At 38.1% G+C, this 2,841-nt stretch carries 1 protein-coding gene and 1 pseudogene; both read left to right on the plus strand.

Annotation, left to right across the window (positions count from 1 at the left end; all coding sequences use genetic code 11):
• Positions 1-249: 249 nt before the first annotated feature.
• Positions 250-711 carry a toxin-activating lysine-acyltransferase gene (locus BBROOKSOX_RS09850; protein ID WP_139661523.1) on the plus strand — a complete coding sequence of 154 codons (462 nt, stop codon included), beginning with the start codon at positions 250-252 and terminating at the stop codon, positions 709-711.
• A 214-nt stretch (positions 712-925) separates the two neighbouring features.
• A pseudogene (locus tag BBROOKSOX_RS09855) lies at positions 926-2,841 on the plus strand (hypothetical protein); the annotation flags it as partial.

Genomic DNA, 2,841 nt, shown 5'->3' on the forward strand with positions numbered 1-2,841 from the left:
GTATTGCAATCCGTTTATCAATCAGTTTATACACTATTCCTACTATTAAGAGAAGAGGTTCTTGGCAAAGACATTCTTATTCAAGAAAGTAAAGATAACACCTATGATGAACAAAAACTGCATTTATCGGACAATCAAGCAATGGATAATTTTTAAATAAAGCAGTATTGCACTTAGAATTTGAATTTAGGTATGCAATAAACCCCTTTTTTTATTTTTTTACATTTAACAGACTTACCTTATTGAATTATGGCGCTAGAAAAAATAACCGAAAAAATGTACATGGAAACTTTAGGAAATGCATTTTGGTTGTCAAGACAATCAGAATTACATTGCAAACATTATAATATTTGTGGTTTTTTTAGTCGCATTTCAGAGGGGATTTTGCTTGGTCAATATAAATTAATTCGTAACAACAAAGATATGCCTTTAGCTTTTGCTGTATGGGCAAGAGTTGATGACAAAACCCTAGATAAAATATTGCATGAAGATTATAAAATAGCTGCTGATGAGTGGAATAATGGAAACAATATATTTGTCTTGGAATATATTTGTCCATTTAAACATATTTTTCAATTTCATAGAGAAGTCAGAAAGTCATGGCCTAACAAGGCTAAAATATACGCCACAAGGATTAAAGTTACTAAAAATGCAAAGGGTAAAATTGTGCCTTATAAGCGCATAATGAGACTTGTTAATAATCTTTATTAAAGAATAAGGTTTAATTAATGCTACAATAGTAGATTTTTCAATCTCTATAAGTAAAGATGAAGATTATTATCAAACGGTCGCTTTTTTATCAATTTAATCATTTCATAACGCCAGTTTTGGCTTTGCATTTATCACTTAGTAGTCATACCTTGTTTACCAATAAAGGATCACCCCTTCAAAATTTTATTATCTTTAGAAATACTCTAGGGTTTCTATGGCTTTTGTAGCAGATGCATTTGAGTCAGTTGTTGATGCAGTTGTTGATGTAGTTGAGACAGTTGTTGATAGTGTTACATACCTTGTTACAGGAAATTACGAAGGTGATAATGGGGACAACACATTTACTGCTGTTGGTTTAGGCCTGTGGGGTGGCGGTGTCAATGTATATGGCGGCAATGACACGGTGTATGCCGCTAGTTTGAAGTTGGATGTTTATGATACTTGGGGAAATCTGAGTGTTCATGGTGCTGCTGGCTTCATGAATATCAATAAAAGTGCTTGGGGCAATATGACTGTCTCTGGTCTTGCTGGTGCAACAAATTTGCAACATACTGGACGGACAGGTAATATTGACTTTACAGGCGTAGCAGCCAGTAATTACCTATATCGTCAAGGTTATTCTGGGAATATTTCATTTACAGGTGCTGGCATATCCAACAGAGTGATTAGCAAGGTAAGATACGGTAATATTTCATTTAATGGGATTGGTGCATCTAATATTGTGGAGCGCATAGGGGGTGTGCAAGGTGACATTCACTTTACCGGTGCCGGCATGTCAAACAGAGTGACCAACAGTGCAAATAGAGGCAGTATTTATTTCACTGGCGTAGGTGCTTATAACAAAGTGGAGCGTAAAGGTCATTCGGGTAATATTGTTTTTCATGGAGCGGGTTTTTACAATAGAGTTGTTAATGCCACCCACAATGGCAATATTGATTTTGCAGGTATCGGTGGGTACAATTTAGTGGAGCGTAGAGGAGGGGATAGGGGCAACATTACCTTCAATAGTGTTGGTGTAGTTAATCATGCTATCAATACAGCCAAGTATGGCAATACTAATTTTATTGGTGGTGGCGGCGGTAATATTATTGAGCATTCGGCTAATGGCAATGTCTCATTTAAAGGGGTGGGTGTTATTAACAAGGTAACGCACACGGGTGATTATGGCGATATAAACTTTGTTGGTGGTGGCGGTGGTAATATTATTACTCGCTCTGGATTAAAAGGTAATGGCAATTTAACAATATTAGGTGGTGGCAATGTTGTTACCTGGTCAACCAAGGGTAAATTAAAGGCGACACTCGGCGGCTTTCGCTTAAACCTGTTGAAGAGATACGGTAGTGGTAATACTGAGTTAACACTGGTTTCATTGGGTAATATTGTTGATGTGGAAGTTTCTAAAGGCAATCTTAGCTTAGTCGGTGCTGGTGTGGCAAACATAGTTAGCTACAAGGGGAGAGGCACTTTAAACGCCAGATTACTCGGCGGTGCAACTATCATCACCAGAAGGGGTTATGGGAATTCAATCCTGTATCTTTTGGCGGGTGCCAATATCTTTACTGATTTTTCTACAGGTAATGTCAGAGGCTCTTTATTTGGCGGTCTTAATGTTGTTACTAAACAAGGCAATGGCAATATTGACTTGGCAATGTATGGCGGCGCCAATATCCTAACGCAAGTTGGTAATGGTAATATTCAAGCCAAAATGCTAGGCGGCACCAATGTCATCACCAAAGCGGGAGATGGTACTATTTTGGCATTGTTATTTGGCGGTCTTAATGTTGTTACTCAAGTTGGTAACGGTAATATGTATTTGTTAATGCTGGGCATGGGTAATGTTGCCACCAAAATAGGAGATGGCAATGTTATTGTTGGCATGGTTGGTGTTGGCAATGTACTAACCCATGTTGGTAATGGTATGACCGCTGCATTAATGGTATCTGTGGGGGCTAATTTTTTTACCAAAGTTGGCAACGGTCCAACATTGGCATTAATGTTTTCAGCAGGTGGCAATATATTCACCCATATTGGCAATGGATTAAGCGCCGCTTTAATGATAGGCGGAAAAGCCAATATCTTTACCAAAGTTGGCAATGGCACAACAGTAGCAATAATGCTAGCAGGTTATGC

This window comes from bacterium endosymbiont of Bathymodiolus sp. 5 South, from assembly GCF_900128535.1.
In the GTDB taxonomy this organism is placed as follows: Bacteria; Pseudomonadota; Gammaproteobacteria; order PS1; family Pseudothioglobaceae; genus Thiodubiliella.